The sequence below is a fragment of the Streptomyces sp. NPDC054887 genome, assembly GCF_053610585.1.
In genome coordinates this window covers 107443-122424 of sequence record NZ_JBSGYQ010000013.1, presented here as the reverse complement: position 1 = coordinate 122424, position 14982 = coordinate 107443, and the positions used below count along the sequence as shown (strand labels likewise).

13 protein-coding genes are annotated in these 14982 nt (G+C 73.8%); 1 reads left to right on the top strand and 12 read right to left on the bottom strand.

Annotated features, from left to right (window positions below):
• Positions 1 to 88: 88 nt before the first annotated feature.
• From ACWGH0_RS10435 to ACWGH0_RS10410, 6 genes are all read right to left on the bottom strand, one after another.
• A complete protein-coding gene (locus ACWGH0_RS10435; RefSeq protein WP_453403741.1) occupies positions 89 to 1291 on the bottom strand; it encodes an NlpC/P60 family protein in 1203 nt (400 codons plus the stop codon).
• A gap of 225 nt (positions 1292 to 1516) precedes the next feature.
• Positions 1517 to 2287 (bottom strand): hypothetical protein, encoded by a 771-nt coding sequence (locus ACWGH0_RS10430; protein ID WP_453403740.1) that lies wholly within the window; start codon positions 2285 to 2287, stop codon positions 1517 to 1519.
• Between the two features lie 212 nt (positions 2288 to 2499).
• A complete protein-coding gene (locus tag ACWGH0_RS10425) occupies positions 2500 to 5616 on the bottom strand; it encodes an outer membrane protein assembly factor BamB family protein (protein WP_453403739.1) in 3117 nt (1038 codons plus the stop codon).
• An 84-nt stretch (positions 5617 to 5700) separates the two neighbouring features.
• On the bottom strand, positions 5701 to 5976 hold the full coding sequence (locus ACWGH0_RS10420; protein WP_138905464.1) for a hypothetical protein: 276 nt from the start codon (positions 5974 to 5976) through the stop codon (positions 5701 to 5703).
• Between the two features lie 25 nt (positions 5977 to 6001).
• Entirely contained in the window at positions 6002 to 6730 is a 729-nt protein-coding gene (locus ACWGH0_RS10415) for a TetR/AcrR family transcriptional regulator (RefSeq protein WP_453403738.1), read from the bottom strand.
• A gap of 29 nt (positions 6731 to 6759) precedes the next feature.
• On the bottom strand, positions 6760 to 7689 hold the full coding sequence (locus ACWGH0_RS10410; RefSeq protein WP_453403737.1) for an AurF N-oxygenase family protein: 930 nt from the start codon (positions 7687 to 7689) through the stop codon (positions 6760 to 6762).
• 200 nt (positions 7690 to 7889) lie between these two features.
• Here ACWGH0_RS10410 and ACWGH0_RS10405 point away from each other — a divergent pair, with 200 nt between their 5' ends.
• Positions 7890 to 8993: a ferritin-like domain-containing protein gene (locus ACWGH0_RS10405; RefSeq protein WP_453403736.1), complete on the top strand. Its 1104-nt coding sequence runs from the start codon at positions 7890 to 7892 to the stop codon at positions 8991 to 8993.
• 47 nt (positions 8994 to 9040) lie between these two features.
• Here the strand turns inward: ACWGH0_RS10405 and ACWGH0_RS10400 are convergent, their stop codons facing one another.
• The 6 genes from ACWGH0_RS10400 to ACWGH0_RS10375 form a co-directional block, all read right to left on the bottom strand.
• A complete protein-coding gene (locus tag ACWGH0_RS10400; RefSeq protein WP_453403735.1) occupies positions 9041 to 10498 on the bottom strand; it encodes a penicillin-binding transpeptidase domain-containing protein in 1458 nt (485 codons plus the stop codon).
• Positions 10495 to 11874: an FtsW/RodA/SpoVE family cell cycle protein gene (locus ACWGH0_RS10395; RefSeq protein WP_453403734.1), complete on the bottom strand. Its 1380-nt coding sequence runs from the start codon at positions 11872 to 11874 to the stop codon at positions 10495 to 10497. Before ACWGH0_RS10395 ends, ACWGH0_RS10400 begins: the two co-directional genes overlap by 4 nt.
• A gap of 144 nt (positions 11875 to 12018) precedes the next feature.
• On the bottom strand, positions 12019 to 12402 hold the full coding sequence (locus tag ACWGH0_RS10390; RefSeq protein WP_453403733.1) for an SH3 domain-containing protein: 384 nt from the start codon (positions 12400 to 12402) through the stop codon (positions 12019 to 12021).
• A gap of 126 nt (positions 12403 to 12528) precedes the next feature.
• A complete protein-coding gene (locus ACWGH0_RS10385; RefSeq protein WP_453403732.1) occupies positions 12529 to 13836 on the bottom strand; it encodes an ATP-binding protein in 1308 nt (435 codons plus the stop codon).
• Positions 13833 to 14606 (bottom strand): hypothetical protein, encoded by a 774-nt coding sequence (locus ACWGH0_RS10380; protein WP_453403731.1) that lies wholly within the window; start codon positions 14604 to 14606, stop codon positions 13833 to 13835. Before ACWGH0_RS10380 ends, ACWGH0_RS10385 begins: the two co-directional genes overlap by 4 nt.
• A 59-nt stretch (positions 14607 to 14665) precedes the next feature.
• Entirely contained in the window at positions 14666 to 14965 is a 300-nt protein-coding gene (locus ACWGH0_RS10375) for a zinc-ribbon domain-containing protein (protein WP_453403730.1), read from the bottom strand.
• Positions 14966 to 14982: the final 17 nt, after the last annotated feature.

The window sequence follows — 14982 nt, the reverse complement described above, 5'->3', positions numbered from 1 at the left end:
CCGGGACGCCGGGCGGCCGCAGGCCGGTGCGTTTCGAAACGCACCGTGCCTGGCGGCCCGCGCGGCGTCGGCGGGTGCGCCTCGGGGGCTAGGCGCCCGGTGCCGACTCCTGTTCGTAGCCCCGGTCCGAGCCCGTCGCCGCGCCGGGCGGCAGCTTCGGCGGGGTGTAGGAGGCCATCGGCTCCATCCGGGGGTCGGGGCGGACCGCCCCCAGCAGGGGGTTCGCCGCGATCGGGGAGACCTTGACGCGGGCACCGGGGCGCGGCGCCTGCACCACCAGCCCGTCGCCCAGGTAGATCGCCACGTGCGTCGCCTTCGGGAAGTAGATCACCAGGTCGCCGGGGCGCAGCTCCCGCAACGGCACCTTGGGCAACTGCCGCCACTGCTCCTGGCTCGTGCGCGGGATGTCACGCCCGGCGTGCGCCCACGCCTGTGACGTGAGCCCCGAGCAGTCGAAGGAGCCGGGCCCCTCCGCACCCCACACGTACGGTTTCCCGATCTGCCGTACCGCGTACTCCAGCGCCCGCCCGCCCTGCCGCGAAGGCGCCCGCGTCGCGGCCGAACCGGGGCTGCCGAGGGCCCCGGAGGCGAGCAGGCCGCGCTGCGCGGCGCCGGTCCTGCGCTGCTCCAGCCTCGCCAGGTCGGCGAGCTGCTCCTCGGTGAGCGACGCCAGCAGGGCCTGGACCTCTCCCAGCCGCGCCCGCACGGCGTCGCGCTGCTGCTTCTGCTTGCGGGCGAGCGTCTGCCGCCTGTCGAGCGCCGAACGCTTCCTGGTCGCCAGTTCGTCCGCCCGCCGCTCACCGCTCTCCAGCCGCGCGATCGTCGCCGCCCGGTCGTCGGCGGCCCGACGCAGTACGTGCCCCTGCGTCAGCGCGCGCTGCGGGTCCTTCGCCAGCAGGAGGCGCAGGTACGGGGAGAGGCCGGTCCGCCCCTGGTACTGGGCACGCGCCAGCCGGCCCGCCGCGCCCCGGTTCTCGGCCAGCGCGATCCGGGCCTCGGACAGGCCCGCCGTCACCTTCCTGACCTCGCCCTGCTGCTTCTTGACGGACTCCTGCGTCGCCTTGTACGCCTCACTGGCCTCCTCGGCCCGCTGGTACAGCGTCCGCAGCCGGACCAGCAGCTCCGAGACGGTCGCCTCCGGGCGGGCGTGCGGCGCGGGCACCGGTGGGGAGGGGGGCCGGGGGACGGGAGCGCCCGGCGCGGCCCCGCTGGCCGGGGCCGGCAGTGCGGTGAGCACTGCGGCGGCGGCCAGGGCCACCGTACAGACCGACTGGGAGAGTCTGCCTGACACGTCATCACCTCCGGTTCGCGGCCGGGCGGTCCGGCCCCTAGGTGATGATGTGCGGCCGTGTCGCGGCGGTGGGCGGGCGAGTGGTCGGGTTGGTCCAACACCGTCACCCGTCGCGGGGCAATGCGGGCGGCGACCGGCGTGGCTGCTCGATGCGGCCGGAAACCGGAGCGGACGCGCAGCGGCCCCCGCCCGGGAAGGGGCGGGGGCCGCGCGGGTCGAGCGGGGTCAGCCGAGCTTGGCCAGCTGCGCGTCGATCGCTTCCTTCGGCTGCTCCGCCTTGCCCGCCAGGCTCTGCGCGAAGAAGGAGGCGAGCGTGTTGCCCTTGCGGACCGTCACGAGCTGGGCCGTGCCGGTCTCGCCGCCGATGTCGGTCGACAGGGTGAAGGCGACCGCCTCGTCGCCGGCGGTGTAGGAGGCCGGGGCGACCTTCGAGTACTTGATCTTGTCGGCGCCGGCGATGGTGGTGAAGCCGCCCGCGCACGCCTCGCCGGCTTCACGCAGCCCGGCCAGGACCTCCTGGGCGCTCTTGCCCTCGTAGGAGCCGAGGGTGTCCGCGATGACGACGGCGCCGCTGAGGGCGTTCAGGCCGGCCTTGAGCTTCTCCTCGGGGGAGGCGTCCTCGGCGGGCTTCGCCGGCAGGGTGGAGACCCGGCGCATCGTGGTCGCGGCCGGCGAACCCATGGCCCGCATCGACGTCGCGTCGACGAGCGGCGTGCACGCGTCCTTGTCGGCCTTGGCGATCTTCGCCGCGGCGACGTCCGCCTTCAGCGGCTTGATGACCTTGTGGTTCTTCACGTCGCCGTCGGCCAGGACGAGCTCGTCCAGCTCGGCCTGCGACAGGACCTTCGCGGGCGCCTCGGCGGCCGGGCTGCCCTTGCCCTTGCCCTCGGAGGCGGCATCGGTGGACTTCTCGGAGCCGCCGCAGGCGCTGACGAGCAGGGCCAGCGAGAGGGCGGAGGCGGCGACGGCGGTACGGCGGACAGTGGTGCGGCGCATGAAACGGCATTCCTCTGGTTGGGCGAACGGCATCCCCCCGCGTGGGTTCACCCGTCCGGTGACACGCGGAATGTCTTGCTGACGGGTGAATCTACGGCCTCCGGGCCCCGGATGATCAATGAATTACGTCCGCCCGCGCGATCGTGACGCCCGCGCAATGCCAGAGGGACGCAATCGAGACGCGTATCCGTACAACCCTTCGCCGGGCGGCGTCAGTCGAGGGGCAGGGCGTAGAAGTTGCGACCGCGCCACAGCACGGCCCGGTCGCCGAACGCCTGCGCCCGGTACGACGTCCAGGCGTCCTCCGCGCCCGGTGCCGCCGGCCCGGAGTCCTGGAACTTCCACAGGCGGCGGCCGTCGCGCGCGGCGACGGCCGTGGCCTGGGTGTCGTTGAGGGCGAGGACGGTACGGCCGCTGCCGCTCAGCGAGAGGCGGGGAGTCGCCCGGCCCGGATACTCGGTGGCGCGCCGCCACTGACGGTCGCCCGACACCGTGTCGACGGCGTACACCTCGTTGTCGCCGCTGGGGACGTACAGCGTCGTGCCGCCCATGACGCCGCGTCCGAAACCGGACGGCGCGTCGTCGACCGGGCCCGCGGCCTCTTTCACCGTCCACAGCTTCTTGCCGTTGCGGGTGTCGTACGCCTGGAGACCGCCGTCGACCGCCGCGTAGAGCCGGCCGGCCGGGTCGTCGGTGGCGCCCGCGTCGGGACGTACGCCGGGGAAGGACTTGCGCCACAGGGTCTTCCCCGTCCTGCGGTCGACGAGGACGAAGGCCGACCTGTCCTTCGCCTTCTTCCGCTGGTCCGCGGTGAGGGAGGCGTCGTCCTGACGGACGAGCAGGCTGCCGGGGCGCATGCCCACGGCTTCGTAGCGGGGGACGGGGCCGGGGCGGCCGTTCGGCATCTCGGTGCGCCACAACTCCCGGCGTGCGGCCATGTCGTACGCGAGGAGGTAGGTCCGGGTGCGCGTCACCTTCTTCTTCTTGCCGCCCAGGGTCTCGACCCGCGCCGAGAACCAGACGACGGAGCCCTCGGCGGCCACCCTGCCGCCCAGGGTGGCGCGGGCGTCCTTCTGGCCCTTCGTCAGCAGGGGTGCCAGCGGCTCGCGGTGCTTCACCCGCCCGTCCTGCACGGACAGCCAGACGAAGTCGGTGGCGGTGACGACGAGGCAGTGGGCGTCGTCGGCGGCTTCCGGGCCGTACGCCGTGCCCGCCGCCTTCTGCTCCCACAGGCGGCGGCCGGTACGGACGTCCAGGGCGGTGGTCAGCTCCTCGCCGGGGATCAGGAGCACCCGCTCGCGCCAGAGCCGGGCGACCGGGCCGCCGGCCACGAGCGCGACGGGGTGCTGGTAGTGCCACAGCGGGTCGGGGCCGACGCCCGGCAGCGGTTTGCGGCGGGCGGCGGGCTCGGGGGCCTTCGCACGGGGCGCGGGCGCCTCGTCCTCGCCGCCGGAGAGGGCGAGTACGCCGCCGCCCCCGACCAGCAGCCCGGCGGCGCCGGCCGCGATCCCGGTGAGCAGGCCGCGCCTGCTGAGAGCGGCGCCGAGCCGGTCGCCGGCGCGGTGGGCCGGTCCCGCGCGGTGACTGGGTCCGGCGCGGTGGCCGGGCCCGGCGGGCGTGGGGGCGGGTACGGGCGCGGATGTGGGCGACGTGGGCGGCTGCGGCGCGGGCCGGACGGGCGCGGCGGTCGCCGGTGGCAGGGTGAGCGCTGCGGCGGGGTGCGCCAGGGGCGGTGCGGGGGTGAGCGGCCCCGTACCGGCGGCGCTCGGCGTCTGCGGGGGAGGCGGCGTGGCGGCGAGCTCCCCGCGCCGGAGGTCCGCACCGCTCGGCGCCACGAGCCGCCGGGTCACGTCGCTCAGGTTGTCGGCGGGCTCCCCGGTACGGCGGCGCGTCACGAGCCGCCGGGTCAGCCCGCCCTCCACGTCCGCGGCGCCGGTGGTTCCCGCGGAGTCTTCCCCGGCCCGCCGCTGCCCGGTCGCGGCGGGGACGGCCGCGCCGAGGTCGAGGGCCCGGTCCCGTTGGGGTCCTTCGGGCGTGCCCTCGGTCGCCGGGCCGGCCGGGACCGCTCCGCCGGCCGGCAGGTGGTGACCGTTCGCGGGTGTCGCGACGAGGGCCGGGCGCGGAGCGGCTGCCGTCAGGCCGGCGGCGGCCCCACGGGCGTCACCGGCTGCCGGCCCCTGGGAGAGCGGCGACCCGTGCGTCGTGCCGGAGCCGGTGCTGGTGCCGGTGCCGGAGCCGGAGTCCGATCCGGTCCTGGTGCTGGGACCAGGGCCGGAGCCGAACCCGGCATCCGGGGCTGCCGGACCCACGTCACGGCGCCGGGAAGGTGCAGGTAGGGCAGCCGGGCCGTGCGCAGCCGCCCCGGCCCCGTCCCGCGCATCCGCTCCGGGCTCAGCGGCCACGAGGCCGTCCCGTGCATCTGCTCCGGGCCCCGCCGCCCGGGCCGCCTGGTCCGTCAGCGCCGACACCAGGGGCTCCGGGAGCCAGCCCGGGCGGGCCAGCGCCGCCGCGCCCTCCAGGGCCAGCTCGGCGGCCAGGACGCCGGGGGAGGGCCGGTCCGCCGGGGACTTGGCCAGGCACCGGGCGACGAGGTCGCGCAACCGCTGCGGAACGGCGGCGAGTTCGGGCTCGTCGTGCGCGATGCGGTCGGCGGCCGTGTCCTGCGGGCCCCCCGCCCACGGGGTCGCACCGGTCGCGGCGTACGCCAGGAGGAGGCCGAGGACGAAGATGTCCGACGCGGGGCCGGGCTCCCGGCCCGTCAGCTGCTCCGGGGTGAGGTAGCCCAGGCGTACGGACAACTGCCCGCCGGGGCCCGCCTCGGCCGCTGCCGCCGCCCCCAGCGCGCCGAACGCCGTCAGGCGCGGCCCGTCGGCGGCCAGCAGCACCGTGTCGGCGGCGAGGCCGTGGAGTACGGCACCCGTGGCGTGCACCCGGGACAGGGTCTCGGCCAGCGCCGCGCCCAGGATGCGCACGGTCCGCTCCGGCAGCGGCCCGGCCAGTGCCACCGCCTCGGCGAGGGTCAGCGCCGGTACGTACGCCGTCGCGGTCCACAGGCCCGGTTCACCGCCGCTGCCCGGGGCGTCGTCGCGCGACGCGAGCGGGGCCTGCACCCAGCCGCCGGCCAGCCGTTCGGCCGTCTGCGCCTCGGCCTGGAACCTGCGGCGGAACGCGGGCAGTCCGGCCAGCTCCGGCCGGGCCACCGCGACCACGGCCGTCGTGCCGTCGGAGCCGTGCGCCAGGTACTGCACGGCGCTCGCCGTCTCCCGCAGGCGGAACAGCGGGGCGTAGGGCCCGAGTCGGCGTGGATCGTCCTGACGCAGCGCCTCCAAGGCGCACCCCCTGTGATCACCGTGGTCGCCGTGCCGTGGCCGCTCCTGCGGTCACAGCGGCCACGTTCGGCACAACCGCCGATCTTATGGGGTGCTGTCCGGTTTCGACCAGGGCCACCTGGGGCGTTGGCGCTCCCGCCCGCCCGGAGCGTACTCGTACTTCCAGCCGCGCTGGAGCCCGAGCCGCTTGCTGTAACCGGCGGGCACGCGCAGGTACGCGTGCACGGTCGGCGGGCCGCCGTCGTCGTCCGGCACGGGCACCTCGTACCACTTCGGCGGGTGTCCGGTCGGCCCGACCAGGACCGGCAGCACCCGCCCGTCCAGGGGGCCGCCCACGAAGGGGGTGTTCTCGCTTCTCACCCGGCCAGTCTCGCAGGGCGGGCGGTCACAGCAGGTGCGCCGCCTCCGCGATCACCGGGATCACCCGCCGGGCCAGCACCCCGGCAGGGCCGTCCGCCGTCTCCGTCGCCAGCGCCGCCCGCGTCAGTGCCGCCGTCTGCGGGTCCGTCGCCGCCGTCGCGGTGAGCAGCGCGACGAAGTGGTCGACCAGCCAGTCCCGCAGCTCGCCGGCCGGCGGCTGCTTGTCCTCGTCCAGCCAGATGAGGGAAGCCGCCTCGACGGCCGATATCCAGGTGCGCACCATCATCCGCAGCCGGGGCCCGGCCGTCCCCGCGACGCCCAGGTGCGTCAGCACCTGCTCGGCCGCGGCCCGCCGCACCCCGTCGACGGTGGCCGTCGTACGGGAGGTCTCGGCGACGCTGCCGCCCTGGAGCAGCGCGCTGAACCCGGCGTCGTGCTCGTCGACGAACGCGAGATAGCGGTCCAGGGCGCGGCTGAGCCGCCGGGTGAGCGGCCCCGTCTGCGGTTCGGCGAAGCACAGCTTCAGTTCGTCGGCGGCCGAGCCGAGCGCGGCCTCGTACAACTGCTGCTTGCCGCCAGGAAAGTAGCGGTACACGAGCGGTCGCGAGACGCCGGCCGCCTCCGCCACGTCGTCCAGCGAGACCTCCTCGGGCGCCCGGTGCGCGAAGAGGGACAGGGCGGCGCCGAGGAGCTGGGCCCGGCGCTCCTGCACGCTGAGCCTGCGGTACGCGGGGGTGGTCGCTGCCGGGGTCATGTCGGCAGCGTAACCCCGCGCCCGGCCCGTTACGCGAGGAGTCCGGAGCTCTTCCAGAGCCTGCGGCCGACGCCCTGGAGCACGCCGATGTCGTCGAAGAAGTCGGTGAGCCGCTTCGCGCCGTTCTGCATGACCTCCGCGCGGTGGCCGCTCGCCCTGACCTGGGCGACGGCCTCACGGCGGTCCAGGCCGACGTTCTCGTACACCTGGGGGTTGACAAAGCACGTCGAGAAGACGCGGGCCGCCTCGCCGCAGCTGAGCCGGGTCAGTTCGCGCTCCCAGGCCGGGGCGGTCACCATCTGGCGGCGCAGCTCCTCCCGGGCGTACCGCACGTGGCGCGCCTCCTCGACCACGTGGATGCGGGTCACCCCGCGCACGAGGGTCTGCACGCGCTCGTCCGGGAACGTCAGCCGCTGCATCCAGTCGAGGATCTCCTCACCGAGCAGCGTGGCCGCGAAGGACCCCGGCGTCGTCGACACGGTCTTCAGGACGCGCGCCAGGTTGTGGTAGAGGCGCGGCACCGGGTACGCGGGTGCGCCGCCCTTCTGGATCATCTTGGCGAACATCATGGAGTGGCGGCACTCGTCGGCTATCTCGGTGAGCGCGTACCGCACGTGATTGCTGGTCACGGACTTGTCGTAGATGTGCCTGACCAACAATTGCATCAGGATGATCTCGAACCAGATGCCGAGCGACGCGAGCGAGGCGGCCTCGTGGCGGGCGAGGTCCATGCGCTGCTCCTCGGACATCTTCCGCCAGAGCGGGGTGTCGTAGAGCGACACGAGCTCGGGCGGCCAGAACCACTTGCCCTCTTCGATCGGGGCCGCCCAGTCGAGTTCCGTCTCGGGGTCGAAGGAGTGCTTGGCGGACGACTCCAGGAGGCGCTCGGCGACCTGTTCACGGTCCTTGAGGAAGCCGAGTGCGTCCCTGAGTACGTCGCGTTCGGTCACTGTCGTCATGGCGGGGGGCACCTCACGAGTGGTGTTCGGGCGTACGGGGATCGTCCCCGGACGGCCGCGGCCCGGCGGACACGTCTTATGAGACTGCGTGTCAGCAAGGCAGTCAATCCCTTGCGCACGACTTGTTGACCCGCTGTCTACCAACGTGTGACGCTGCCAACTGTCCGGTGTCTCAAGGGATCTGCGACCAGGAGGCGTCAGTGTCGACGCACGAGCTCTACACCAAGGCCCCCTCGGACCTCCAGTGGCAGGTGCCGGCCTCCGGCGCGGCGCGCTTCAGCTGGGAGTACGACGAAGGGCGCGCCCGCCTCCTCGCGCTGTACCAGAAGGGCAAGGACAAGCAGTGGGACGGCGCCACCCGCATCGACTGGGACGCCGAGGTCGATCCGTACGACCCGCTCGGCACCCCGGACGAGGCGCTCAGCCTCTACGGCACCCGCCACTGGGCGAAGATGACCGAGAAGGACAAGGGCGACCTGCGCCGGCACTACTCCTCCTGGCAGTTCAGCCAGTTCCTGCACGGCGAGCAGGGCGCGATGGTCTGCGCGGCCCGGATAGTGGAGTCCGTACCGGACCTCGACGCGAAGCTGTACTCCGCCACCCAGACCATGGACGAGGCCCGGCACGCGGAGATCTACAGCCGCTTCCTGCACGAGAAGATCGGGATGCTCTACCCGGTCAACGACAGCCTCCAGAGCCTGCTGGGCGACACCCTGCGCGACTCCCGCTGGGACATGCCGTACCTCGGGATGCAGGTCCTCATCGAAGGGCTGGCCCTCGCCGCGTTCGGCATGATCCGCGACACCACGGACAAGCCGCTGCCCCAGCAGATCCTCGCCTACGTCATGCAGGACGAGGCCCGGCACGTGGCCTTCGGGCGGATGGCGCTGCGCGACTACTACGGGCAGCTGTCCGACGCGGAGCTGCGGGAGCGCGAGGAGTTCGTCATCGAGGGCTGCTACCTGATGCGCGACCGGCTGCGCGGCGTCGAGGTGCTGGAGAACTTCGGCATCCCGCACCAGGAGGCCCAGGACTACTCGGAGCAGTCCGAGTTCCTGCACCTCTTCCGCAAACTCCTCTTCAGCCGCATCGTGCCCTGCGTGAAGGACATCGGCCTGTGGGGGCCGCGCCTCCAGAAGGCGTACCTCGACATGGGCGTCTTCGAGATGGGCGACTCCAACCTCGACCTCCTCATGACCCAGGACGAGGAGCTGGCGGAGGCACTCGACAAGCGGCGCTTCGAGGCGGAGGACGCGGCCCGGGTCGCCGAGATCGACGCGGCGATCGAGGCCGGGGCGTCCTGACCCCGCCGCCGCCTCCGCCCGGACGGGACGACGCCCCTGCCGCACGCTCAGTCCCGCAGCGCCGCCCGCATGACCGCCCGTGCGATCGGGGCCGCGCTGCCGCCGCCGCTGATGTCGGCGCGGTCCGCCGACGCGTCCTCCACGACGACCGCCACCGCGACCGCCGGCTGACCGTCGCCGGGCTCGTGCGCCCAGGAGATGAACCAGGCGTACGGCGTGCCCGTGTTGTCCACGCCGTGCTGCGCGGTGCCCGTCTTGCCACCGACCCGGACGCCCGGGATGGCGGCGTTCGTGCCGGTGCCGTTCTCCACGACGTCGACCATCATCTGCTGGAGCTGGGTGGCGGTGGCCGGGTTCATCGCCTGGTGCAGGGACTTCTGGCTGTTCCGCGACACCGTGTCGCCGTCCGCGTCCGTCGTCCGGTCCACCAGGTACGGGGACTTGAGCTCGCCGCCGTTGGCGACCGCCGCCGCGACCATCGCCATCTGGAGCGGCGTCGCCCTGGTGTCGTACTGGCCGATGGAGGAGAGCGCGAGCTGGTCGGCGGTCATGCTGGTGTCGAAGTGGCTGCGGGACACCCGGGACGGGATCTTCAGCCCGTCGTCGTTGAAGCCGAACTTCTGCACCGTGTCGAGCATCCCGGCCATCCCCACCCGTACGCCCAGCTCCGCCATCACCGTGTTGCACGAGACCCGGATCGCGTACTCCAGCGACGCGTTGCGGCAGCCGCGCGCCTCGTTGGGCAGCGTGGTGCCGGTGCCGGGCAGGACGTACGGGTCGGGCGTCCTCGTCGGAGCGCCGGTGTCCGTCACGACCTCCGTGTCGAGCGCCGCCGCGGCCGTCACGATCTTGAAGGTGGACCCCGGCGGATACGTCTGGCGGACGGCCCGGTTGAGCATCGGCTGCCGCGGCGAGCCGTTCAGCCGCGCCCACGCGTCCGTGACCCGCTTCCCGGTGCCCGACAGCTCCTCCGGGTCGTACGACGGGCTGCTGACCAGGGCCAGGATCTTCCCCGTCGAGGGCTCGACCGCCGCCACCGCGCCCTTGCGGCCGCCGAGCCCCTCGTACGCCGCCCGCTGGACCGCGCCCCTGATGGTGGTGACGGCGTCGCCGCCGGGCTGGCGCGAGCGCGTGATCTCGTTCCACAGGGGGAGCGGGGCGAGCATCGGGTCGGTGCCGGACAGGATGTCGTCCTCGGCGTTCTCGACGAAGGTCGTGCCGTACGTCTGGGAGGCGTAGCCGGTGACGGGCGCGTACAACGGCCCGTGCAGGTAGGTCCTTTCCCAGCGGAGCTGTTCGCCGCTGTCCCGTGAGCCGGTGACCGGCCTGCCGTCGACGACGATGTCGCCGCGCTTCTGCTCGTAACGGCCGATCGTCGTACGGCGGTTGGCGGGGTTGTCGTCGAGGGCCTCGGCCTGGAAGACCTGGATGCGGGCGGCGTTCAGCAGCAGCGCGACGAGCAGCAGCAGGCAGAACCCGGCCGCCCGGCGGATGTAGCGGATCACTGGTCGGCCTCCACGACGGGCGCGATGACGCCGGTCTCGACGTGCTCGGGCTGTGGACGGCGGGCCGAGTCGCTGACCCGGATCAGCAGCGCCACGATGATCCAGTTGGTGACGACGGACGAGCCGCCCTGCGCGAGGAAAGGCATCGCCATGCCGGTCAGCGGGATCAGACCCATGACGCCGCCCGCGATGACGAACACCTGGAGGGCGAGGATCGAGGCGAGTCCGATCGCGAGCAGCCGCCCGAACGGGTCGCGCAGCGCGAGGCCCGCCCGGTAGCCGCGGGCGACGATCAGGGCGTACAGCAGGAAGACCGCGGTGAGCCCGGACAGGCCCAGTTCCTCGCCCGCCGTCGCCAGGATGAAGTCGGACTTGGCGGCGAAGCCGATGAGGATGGAGTCGCCCGCGCCGAGCCCCGCGCCCAGCATGCCGCCCGCCGCGAACGCGAAGAGCGACTGGGCGAGCTGACCGGGGCCCCGGCCCGCGTCGATGGAGGCGAAGGGGTGCAGCCAGTCCTGCACGCGGCTGTGGACGTGCGGTTCGAGCGAGCCGACGACGAACGCGCCGACCGCCGCGAGGAGCAGGCCGACGGCGATCCAACCGGTGCGCCCGGTGGCGACGTACAGCAGGATCACGAAGAGCCCGAAGAAGAGCAGCGAGGTGCCCAGGTCGCGCTCCAGGACCAGGACGCCGACGCTGAGCAGCCAGATCGCGACGATCGGGCCGAGGACGCGGCCGGTGGGGAGCTGGAGCTTCCAGATCCTGCGGCCGGTGTAGGCGAGGGCGTCGCGGTTGCCCGCGAGGTAGGCGGCGAAGAAGACGGCGAGCAGGATCTTCGCGAACTCGCCCGGCTGGAAGGAGAAGCCGCCGACGCGGATCCAGATCTTCGCGCCGTTCACGGCGGGGAAGAAGATCGGCACGATCATCAGGACGAGGGCGGCGGCGACCGAGAGGTAGGCGTACCGCTGGAGGAGGCGGTGGTCCCGCAGGAGGATCACGACGCCGATGAAGAGCGCGACGCCGAGGGTCGACCAGACGAGCTGGGTGGGCGCGGCCTGGTCCTTCGGCGTCTCCAGGTCCAGGCGGAAGATCAGTACCAGGCCCAGGCCGTTGAGCAGGACCGCGATGGGCAGCAGCAGCGGGTCGGCGTACGGGGCGCGGAAGCGGACGGCGAGGTGGGCGAGGAGCGCGAGGACGCCGAGACCCGCGCCGTAGCCGGCGGCGCCGGGAGGGACGGCGCCGTTCTTGGTCAGGCCCACGTCGATGTAGCCCAGGACGGCGATGAGGACGGCGCCGACGAGCAGCGAGAGTTCCACGCCGCGCCGTCTGGGGAGGCGTACCTCGGGCGGGGGAGCGTCCACCGTCGTTGCGGTCATGTCAGGCAACGTAGCAAGCGGGCGGGCTGTATGTACGTATATGTCGGCTCACGCGTGCGGAGTTCCCCGACGGGCGCACGCCCGGGGAGTCCGCCCGGCGTGCGGCGGACTCCCCGGGCGCGTGCGGGGCCCGGTGACGGCCGGTCAGCACCAGCGCGGGACGGCGCCGATGTTCGCGATGTAGTGCGCCGAGCCCCAGGCCCAGGTGCCGTCGGTGAGCAGGTACCAGCGGTCGTTGCCGTGCACGCTGCCGCCGCGCGTCTTGCAGAAGATGTGGACGATCGCGCCGTAGGGCTTGCTGCCGATGACCCGGCTCGCACGGGTGGGCTTGTCGCGCAGCAGGAGCCCGGACTTGGCTATGACCCGCCCCTTGTACAAGTGGGAACGCTCGGACGCGGGCTGCTCGGACGCGGGCCGCGGGGGATCCGTAGCGGCGAGCGCGGGGCCCGCGGCGGTGAGGGCGGCCACGGCGCCGGCGGCGGCGTACAGGCCGAGCCGGGAGAACGGGGACCGGGGAAGCAGGGGCATGCTGGCTCCTGGCGGATGAGGGGCCTTCGTCGCGGCGAAGGGCGGCGAGGGGGCTCCGGTCCGTGACGAACCGGTCCTCGACTCGCCCGGTTCACGCTAGTTTCGCCACCCAGTGATCGCAATCCGTCACTCTGTGTGCGCACCGGCGCCCGGGCCGCCCACGCCTTCCCCGTCGGGGTGGACCTCCGGCAGGGTCAGCGTCGCGACCGCCCCGCCGCCCGGCGCGTTGGTGAAGGCGAGGCGCGCGCCGATGGCCTCCGCCTGCCCCACGGCGATCGTCAGGCCGAGACCGTGCCCCTTGCCGCCCGCGCGCGGCTCGGTCCTGAACCGCTGCGGGCCGTGCTCCACCAGGTACGCGGGGAAGCCCTCGCCGTGATCGCGGACCGTCACCACCGGCCCGTCCACGGTCAGTACGACCGGCTCGCCCCCGTGCTGGTGGGCGTTGCCGATGAGATTGCCCAGCACCCGCTCGAGCCGCCGCCGGTCGGTCTCCACCCAGGCGTCCCGTACGATCCGGACCTCCGTCGGGGCCCCCGTCTCGCGCGCCGGGCCGCGCGCCACGCGCTCGGCGAGCGGGCCGATCCGGTGCACGTCCGGGCTGATCTGCTCGCTGCCCGTGTCGAGCCGCGAGATCTCCAGCAGGTCCTCGGTCAGCAGCCGCATCGCCCGCACCCGGTCCTGCACGAGCTGCGTCGGCCGGCCGGGCGGCAGCAGCTCCGCCGCCGCGTGCAGGCCGGTCAGCGGCGTGCGCAGCTCGTGGGCCACGTCCGCGGTGAACCGCTGCTCGCTCTGGAGCTTGCCCTGGAGCGTGGAGGCCATCGCGTCGAGCGCCCCGGCCACCGTGGCCACCTCGTCCTGGCGCGTCGAAGCGGCTTTCGTACGCCGGTCGTTGACCCGGGCGTCGAGGTCCCCGGCGCTGATCCGGCGCGCCACCGCCGCCGTCTGGTGCAGCCGGCGCGTCACGCGGGTGACGGCGAAGACGCCGACGAGCAGCGTCGCGGAGATGGCCAGCAGCGACGAGCCGACGATGGCCCGGTCCAGGCCCATGATGGTGCCGACGCCCTGGCTGTAGTCGATCTCGGCGGCCATGGCGCGCCGGTCGGCCGGAGCCGCCGCCCACATGGTGGGGCGGCCGTCGTGCTCGCTCACCACGGTGCCGTGCCGGCCGGACAGCGCGAGGTCGCGCAGCGACGCCGGCAGCCCCTCCGGGTCGATGCCGGTGTCCGGCGGCAGCGGATCGCCGGCCTCGTACGCCCGGGTCGCCTCCTCCAGCCGGGCGAGCGCCTTCTCGCGGGCCTGGTTGAGCGTCTGGTGCGTGACGGAGACGTGCACGAGCGCGCCGAGGAGCGCCGCGAGCGCGCAGCACATCACGGTGATGAAGGCCGCGGCCTTCCAGGTGAGCCGCGCGGTCCAGGCGGGCAGCCGGGGCCTCACCGGGGACCGCCGGTCCCGGTGGCGCTCGCCGTGGGGGAGGGGCGGGGGGCCGGGGGAACCGTGTGCGAGTGGGAGGGCAGGGGCTCGCCGCCGTCCTGGTGCACCCGCAGGATCTCGTCGCTCGTGGGGAGCATGGCGTGCTGGTGGTCGTCCCAGGACCAGACCGTGCGGAACTCGTACCCGGGCAGGTTCGAGGGGGCCCGGATGATCAGGTCGCGGCCCGCCAGCGAGACGCCGATCACCGCGTCGCTGGTGCCCATCACCCGGATGAGCCGGCCCTTCTCGGCCAGGTAGCAGCTCACCACGAGCTGCCCCTTCGGCAGCGAGACGCCGATGATCATCTCGTCCTTGCCGTCACCCGTGAGATCCCGGTAGTACGCCTTGAGCACGGGGCAGGCCCTCGGTTTCGCGTCGCACTCCCGCAGCCGCTCCACCGTCTGCTCGTACCTGCCGTCGGGCCCGCTCAGCGTGTCCGGGTCCGCGGCCTGCTCCGCCCGGACGACGGTCACGGGCCGCACCGCCCGCACGTCGTCGCCGGGCACCTCGATCCCGCGCACTGTCTCCGTCTCCCCCTCGCCGTAGTCCATCGGAGGGACCGTGGCGGCGGGCCGCTCGGGCCACAGGCGGGTGGGCCCGACGGCCGTGGGCGTCGGGCCGGCGCTCTCCAGCTCCCCGGCGTCGGCGCAGCCGGACAGCGCCGCCAGCACCGGGAGCACCGCGGCGGCGGTCAGGAGCAGCAGTGCCGCGCGGACGGGGCGGTGCGGGCCCAAGGCTCCCCTCGCTTCTTCGCTTCGTGTGGACGGACCGGTACGGCGCCGCTCGCCGCGGCTCAGCGCTGGTACGGGTTGCGGCCGGGCTCGGGCGCCGGGGCGTGGCCCTGGCCGGCGTCGCCCCGCGCCTGCGCGGCTTCCAGCTCGTGCGCCTGCTCCTTGCCGATCTGCTGCTCGGCGCCGCAGAAGGTGCACTGGGTCGCGTACTTCGTCGAGAACGCGAACAGCGGCACGAAGAACAGCGTGAACTTGCTGACGCGCTTCTTCAGCGTGTGCGCCGCCGGGTTGCCGCAGCGCCCGCAGACGAGCGTGAGTATCGCCAGTTGGTACAGGTAGCTCTTGCTGCCAAAGATGATCATTCGGTGATCCCCTCCGT